Annotated in this window: 3 protein-coding genes; all 3 read left to right on the top strand. The window is 74.0% G+C overall.

Annotation, left to right across the window (positions count from 1 at the left end):
* Nucleotides 1-244: 244 nt before the first annotated feature.
* Complete coding sequence (locus ACFVFS_RS20645) at nt 245-3,550, top strand: BTAD domain-containing putative transcriptional regulator (protein WP_380626040.1); 3,306 nt, start codon at nt 245-247, stop codon at nt 3,548-3,550.
* Nucleotides 3,551-3,755: 205 nt separating this feature from the next.
* Nucleotides 3,756-4,997: an MFS transporter gene (locus tag ACFVFS_RS20640; RefSeq protein ID WP_380626039.1), complete on the top strand. Its 1,242-nt coding sequence runs from the start codon at nt 3,756-3,758 to the stop codon at nt 4,995-4,997.
* Between the two features lie 434 nt (nt 4,998-5,431).
* The gene (locus ACFVFS_RS20635) at nt 5,432-6,967 is read left to right on the top strand and encodes an ATP-binding protein (protein WP_380626038.1); all 1,536 of its coding nucleotides are present in this window, start codon (nt 5,432-5,434) and stop codon (nt 6,965-6,967) included.
* The last annotated feature ends 3 nt before the right edge of the window (nt 6,968-6,970 follow it).

Raw genomic sequence — 6,970 nt, 5'->3', positions numbered from 1 at the left:
GGGGGTGGGGGGGGGTTGGGGGGGGCGGGGTCCAAACCCGGGCGCGGCGGGGGGGGGGGGGGGGGGGGGGGGCCCCCGCCCCGCGCCTCCCTGCTTCCGGCCCCTCCCTGCTTCCGACGCCACCCCGCGCACCGCCGCCACCACCGGCGCCCGGGCCCGCTTCCGATGCCGCCCCGCCCCCCGGCCCTCCCTTGCCCGGCGCACCGCTCCGGTCCACACTGATCACCGGAACGAGGGGGACGCCATGGCGGAGCAGGCGGCCGCGGCGGCCGCCGCGGGCGGGCCGACGGCGTTCGGTGCGCGGCTCCAGGCGTTCCGCGGGCGGTCCGGACTGAGCCAGGAGGCGGCCGCGGCACGGGCCGGGATCAGCACCCGGGCGCTGCGCGACCTCGAACACGGACGGGTCCGGCGGCCCCGGACGGACACCCTGCGACGGCTGGCCGAGGCGCTGGAACTGACCGGCGGCGAACCGGCGGACCTGCTGGCCGCCGCCCGCACCGAGCCGGCCCGCGACCCCGGACCGCCCCGGCTGCTGGTCCTCGGACCGCTCGCCCTCCAGCACGGTCCCACCCCCGTCCCGGTCACCGGTCCGATGCCGCGCCGCCTGCTCGGGCTGCTGGCGCTCAAGCACCCCGGGCCCGCCACCTGGCAGGAGATCACCGACACCCTCTGGCCGTCCGGGCCGCCCCGCTCCCACCGGAGCCTCGTCCACGGCCACGTCAGCCAGGTCCGCCGACTGCTGGCGCCCGAGGGCCCGAGGGGCCCGAGGACCGCCCCGCCGCCGAGCGTCGTCCGCACCCCCGCCGGCTACCTGCTGGAGGCCGCCCGGGAGCAGCTCGACCTCGGCCGGTTCGACGAACTGCTGGAGCGGGCGCACCACTTGCACCGCGCGCCGGACCCGGAGGCCGCGTACGAGGCGCTGACCCGGGCGCTGAAGTGCTGGCGCGGTCCGGTGCTCGCGGACGCGGACCCGGCGCTGCGACGGCACCCGGCCGCGGTCGCGGCCGACGAACGGCGGGTCGGCGCCGCCCTGTTGCACGCCGACACCGCGCTGCTGCTGCACCGGGCCGGGGAGGCCGTCCCGGTCCTGTCGGAGCTGGTGTCCGCCGAGCCGCTGCACGAGGGCCTGCACGCCCGGCTGATCCTCGCGCTCGCGAGCCGCGGCGACCAGGCCGCCGCGCTCACCGTGTTCGGCCGGCTGCGCGACCGGCTCGACGAGGAGTTGGGCGTCGCGCCCGGCCCGGAGGTCCACGACGCCCACCTGCGGGTGCTGCGCCGCCAGGTGCCCCTCGCCCCGGTCGGCGGCACGGCCCCGGTCGGCGGCACCCTCACGTCCGGCGGCACCGCCCCGAGCGGCCCGCGCCCGGCCCAACTGCCCGCCGCGCCCGGCACCTACGTCGGACGCCGGCGGCACCTGGAGGAGCTGGACGCCCTCGTCGCGCCCGACCCGGCGCGGCGCCCGCACGCGGTGGCGGTGGTCGGCGCACCCGGCGTCGGCAAGACCGCCCTCGCCACGCACTGGGCGCACGCCCGGCGGCGGCACTTCGAGGACGGCCAGCTGTTCGTCGACCTGCGCGGCCACTCCCGGCTCCCGGCGCTGCGCCCCGGCGAGGTCCTGGCCCGGTTCCTCCGGGCCCTGGGCGTCCGGCCCGAGCGGCTGCCCGCCGACCAGGACGAGGCCGCCGCGCTCTACCGCACGCTGCTCGCCGACCGGCGCGTGCTGATCGTGCTGGACAACGCCCGCGACGCCGAACAGGTCCGCCCGCTGATCCCGGGCACCCCGGGCTGCGCCGTCCTGATCACCAGCCGCAGCAGGCTCGCCGGACTGGTCGTCGACGGCGCCCGCCAGCTCGGACTGGACGTGCTCGGCCCGGACGAGGCCCGCAGCCTGCTGGCCGGCACCCTCGGCGAGGGCCGGGTCGCGGCCGAGGAGGAGGCGGCCCGCGCGCTCGTCCGGCTCTGCGGCGGACTGCCGCTGGCGCTCCGGATCGCCTCCGCCAACCTGGTCTCCCGCGGCACCGGGATCGCCGACCACTGCGCCGAGTTGGCGGGCGGCGACGTCCTCGGCCGGCTGCACGTCGAAGGCGACCGGAGCTCGACGGTGCGGGCCGCCTTCGACCTCTCCTACCGCGTGCTCCCCTCCCCGGCCCGGCGGATGTTCCGGCTCCTCGGCCTGATGCCCGGCCCCGACCTCACCGCCGCCGGCGCCGCCGCGCTGACCGACGCGGCCCCGGCGGCGTCCGCCGCGCTGCTGGCCTCCCTGGCCAACGCCCACCTGGTGCAGGAACGGACGCCCGGCCGGTTCGGACTGCACGACCTGCTCCGCTCCTACGCGCGCGAGCTGGCCGGCGGCACCGAGGCGCACGCCGCCCGGGAGCGGCTGCTCACCTGGTACCTGCACCGCTCCGACGCCGCCGCCAGGCTGCTCTTCCCCGCCGCACCGGCCGCGGACCCGGATCCCACCACGCCGGCCGCACCGCTCTTCAGGGACCACGGCCACGCCGCGGAGTGGCTGGAGGCCGAACGGGAGAACCTGGCCGGCGCCGTCCTGGAGGCGTCCGGCGCCGGCCTCACCACCGTCTCCCGGCGGCTGGCCGAGAACCTGCACGGCTACCTCTCCACCGGGATGTACACCGGCGACTGCCGGCGGCTCACCACCGCCGCCCGGCTGCGCCGCACCCCGGCCGCCCGCCCCGAGGACGGCGAGGACGCCGCCGCCCTCGGCCTGGTCTGCTGGCGGCTCGGACGGCTGCACGAGGCGGCCGACCACTTCTCCCGGACGGCCCGGCACTTCCACGCGCTGGACGCGGCCCGCGCGGCGGCGGTCTCGCACACCAACCTGGCGCTCGTCCACCGCGCGCTGGGCCGCCCCGGCGACGCGATCCGGGTGCTCGGCGGGACCCTGCCGGTCCATCTGCGAAACGACAACATGTTCAGCGGGACGGTGGCGCTGAACGGCCTCTCCGGCGCCCACACCGATCTGGGCGACCACGCCACCGGCCGGCGGCTGGCCCGCTCCGCGCTCGCCGGCGCGCGGACCCTGCGCAACCGGGCGCTGGAGGCCAACGCCTTCCTGGCCCTGGGCGCGGCGCAGGAACGCGCGCACCAGCCGTCCGACGCGGCCGACAGCTACCGCGAGGCGCTGCGCCTCGCCGAGTCGGTGCACGACCCCTTCCCGCAGGCCGCGGCGCTCGTCGGGCTCGCGACGGTCCAGGCGTGCCGGGAGCCGCGGGCCGCCCTGCGCACCGCGGAGCGCGCCGTCGCGCTCTCCCGCGAGGCGCGGTTCCGGATGCTCGAAGGCTGCGCGCTCGACGCCCTGACCCGGGCCCGGGTACGGCTGGGCGAGTCGCGGACCGCCCTGGAGAGCGGACGCGCCGCCCTCGCCCTGCACCGCGAGACCGGCCACCGGCCGGGCGAGGCGCGCAGCCAGCTGGCGCTCGGCCACGCGCAGTCGGCCCTCGGCGCGCGGAGCCGGGCCGTCGAGCACTGGCGCGAGGCGCTGCGGCTCACCCGGGCGATGGGCACGACGGGCGGGGCCCGGATCCGCTGACCTTCCCGCGCGTCACCACCCCGGCAGTTTCCCGGCTCCGCCGGTTCTGCCGGTCCGGCCCGCCGACCGCCGAAGCCGCGAGGAAATCACAGCTCAGCACGGGTGCGCCCGGCACCTCACGGCCTCCGGTCCGGCTCCGAGGCCGCGACCAGCCGGTCTCCCTACGGTGGCACCACCCACTTCCGCCCCGAGGGATCGAACACCCATGGACGACCTGCTCACCCACCGGCCCGCCCCGGCGCCGCCGACCGCCGAACCGGCGATCTGGTCCCGCAACTTCCGGTCCTACTTCACCGCCCGCAGCGCCGGCCTGCTCAGCTGGGCGATGCTGCCGGTCGCGGTCTCGGCCGGCCTGCTCAGCGGCGGGTACGGCCTGGACACCGCGGGCTACGCGATGGCGTTCCTGGTGGGCCCGTTCGCCGGCCTGGTGCTGTTCGGCGGGGTCCTCGCCGACCGCTTCACCGCCCGCCGGATGATGATCGCCGCCGACCTCGCCAACCTCGCCGCCCACGTCCTGCTCGCCCTGCTCTTCCTCCACGGCATCGACCACCTCTGGCAGTTGTACGCGCTGCTGGCGGTGGCCGGCACCGCCAACGCGATGTTCCAGCCGGGCGCCTCCTCGACCGTCCCGCTGGTAGCGCGCGACGTCCAGGGCGCCAACGGCGTCCTGCGCACCTCCGAGGCGCTCACCGGACTCGGCGGCCCGGCGCTGGCCGGCGTCCTGGTCGGGCTCGGTGACACCGCCTGGGTGATGGTGATCTCCGCCGTCGCCTACGGAACCAGCGCCGTCTGCCTGTTCACGCTCCGGCTCGGCCCGGTGCCCGCCCCGCCGGCCGGCGGCACCCTCTGGCACAACCTGGCGGTCGGCTGGCGGGAGTTCCGCTCCCGCAGCTGGCTCTGGAGCGTGATCGCCATCTGGATGGTCTTCGCGGTCCTCTCCTGGGGCCCGCAGCTGTCGGTGGCCGCCGGCGTCATCGTCCCCGAGCACGGCGCGACCGCCTTCGGCCTGCTCAACTGCGCCCTGGGCGCGGGCACCGTCGCCGGCGGCCTGCTGGCGATCCGCTACAAGCCCGCCCGCCCACTCGCCGCCGGAGCCGTGGCGATGCTGGCCTTCCCCCTCTACCCGCTCGGCATCGTCCTCGACTGGCCGGTCTGGCTGCTCGCCGCCGCCCAGGTCGCGGTCGGCACCGGCACCGGCGTCTGGGGCGTCATGTGGGCCACCAGCGTCCAGACCCAGGTCCCCGGCGAGGTCCTCAACCGCGTCCACGCCTACGAGGTCGCCGGCTCCGTCGGCATGTACCCGCTCGGCAGCGCCCTGGCCGGCCCCGCCGCCCACGCCTTCGGCACCGACCGCGTCCTCCTCCTCGGCGCCGCCGTCGCCCTCCTCACCGCCCTCGCCCTCCTCGCCACCCGCCCCGTCCGCACCCTCCCCCGCGCCCACCCCTGACCCCACCCGGACAACACAAAAGCCGCAGGTCACTGACCTGCGGCTTTCTTACTGCTGGAGCGGGCGACGAGAATCGAACTCGCGCTCTAAGCTTGGGAATCTTTGATCATCCGAGCCAAGAAGTGCCCCTGACCTGCACCGATACCAACACAACCAGCCCGTCGAACACCCGACGCAGGCCGCCGCTGACCATCCGTTCTGGCATGGATCTGGCACGGCCCAGCCCTCCGCAGAGGCTGACCGTCGGACCCATGGGGCGACCGGTCGGGTGTCAACTCTCATGCGCACACGAGAGGGAGAGCTCCCACGGTTCGGGGTTCCTCCCCCCTGGCCGGCATTACTGAAGTACGGTCATACCTGTCCATCACACTCTTGGTCGTTTCCTGGGCTGATTCCGTCCGCTCAGCGCTGGCCTGGTTACCCATGCGAGATCCATGCCTTACGAGCCGAATACCGACTGGCACTACGACGTCCCCACCAGCGGCAGCAAGCGGCTCCCGCCTGACTCCGGGTATGCCGAAGCCCTCCGCAACCAGGGGTACGGATTCGAGGTCGCCGTTGCCGACCTCATAGACAATTCCCTGGATGCGAAGGCCAGTCAGGTCGTCGTCCACTTCCTCCGCGATGATGACCGGCTCCTCAGCTTGATCATCGTCGACAACGGGCAAGGCATGAACGACCCCGATCTTGACGCCGCCATGACCGTTGGTCGACGCCGGGCATATGGCGGCAACGCCCTCGGCATGTACGGGACTGGCCTCAAGGCGGCGTCGCTCTCGCACGCCGACGCGCTCACCCTTGTCAGCAAGACCAAGACCAGCCGTGCTGCGGGACGTCAGCTGACCTCTTCGTCCCTCGCCGACGACTATCGCTGTGACACCGTCACCCCGGACTACGCCCAGTCCCTCCTCGATCGTTATGACGGAATCATCGAATGGCACGGCACGGTCGTGCGGTGGGACAGAGTCAGGACTTTCGAGACCGTAGAGGTCAGTCAGACCGACCGCTTCCTCTCCGAAGCAGTCCAGAGGCTAGAAACCCACCTGGGCCTGTACCTCCACCGATTCCTTGAACGTGGCAGCGTCCGCATCGACATCGCCGTGGAGAACGTGCGTTCTCGGGAACTCCTCGACAGCGTTGAGGTCGAGCCGCTCGACCCCTTCAATTACAAGGTTCCAGGCAAGGCCGGCTATCCCCGTACCTTCACCGCCCAGGTCGAAGGCGTCGGCGACGTGAAGCTGACAGCCCACATCTGGCCGCCCAAGTCCCCGCGCGCGGAGTACAAGCTCATCGGGCCCTTGGCGGAGCGTCAGGGATTCTACTTCTACCGCAACGACCGTCTGGTCCAGGCCGGCGGTTGGAACGGCCAGCGGGGCGCTGCTGAAGGGCACCTTAATCTCGCCCGTATCGCAGTAGATCTCCCCTCACAGCCAAACCAAGTCTTCAGCCTCACCGTGAAGAAGGAAGGCATCAACGCGACGCAGGCCTTCGCCCGAGGAGTCGAGAAGGCTGTGGACGCGCACGGTCGCACTTTCCGCGGCTTCCTCGAGGACGCGGAAGCCGTCTACCGTGAGGGGGCCTCCCGCACCGAGGTCAGGCGCAAGGCGGTCATTCCCCCCGGCAAGGGCCTCTCCCCGGAGGTCAAGCGCGCCATCCAGGAAGAACTGCCTGAGAAGCCGGGCGAGGACCCGATTACCTTCGCCTGGGTCTCGCTCCCCAAGGACCGCTTCTTCGAGCTGGACCGCGAGAACCGCGCGATCCTGCTCAACAAGAGCCACCGCGAAACCTTCACCGTGGGCCAGCACAGCGGTTCCAACGACGCCCCGGTCGCCAAGACCCTCCTCTACTTGATGGTCGAGGAATTGTTCGGCTTCACCCGCTGGGAGAAGAAGCGAAGCGACCAGCTCGACTACTGGAACGTGATCCTGCTCGCCGCCGTGAGCGCCCAACGTGATCGATTCATCCACTGAAGG

This window comes from Kitasatospora sp. NPDC057692 (assembly GCF_042799475.1).
In the GTDB taxonomy this organism is placed as follows: domain Bacteria; phylum Actinomycetota; class Actinomycetes; order Streptomycetales; family Streptomycetaceae; genus Kitasatospora.
The sequence above is the reverse complement of the archived record's forward strand: the minus strand, read 5'-3'. Positions and strand labels throughout refer to the sequence as shown.

Bases quoted from the DNA above. Each gene is read 5' to 3' on its own strand.
- ACFVFS_RS20645 (WP_380626040.1), top strand. From the start codon at position 245: ATGGCGGAGCAGGCGGCCGCGGCGGCCGCCGCGGGCGGGCCGACGGCG.
- ACFVFS_RS20640 (WP_380626039.1), top strand. From the start codon at position 3,756: ATGGACGACCTGCTCACCCACCGGCCCGCCCCGGCGCCGCCGACCGCC.
- ACFVFS_RS20635 (WP_380626038.1), top strand. From the start codon at position 5,432: ATGCCTTACGAGCCGAATACCGACTGGCACTACGACGTCCCCACCAGC.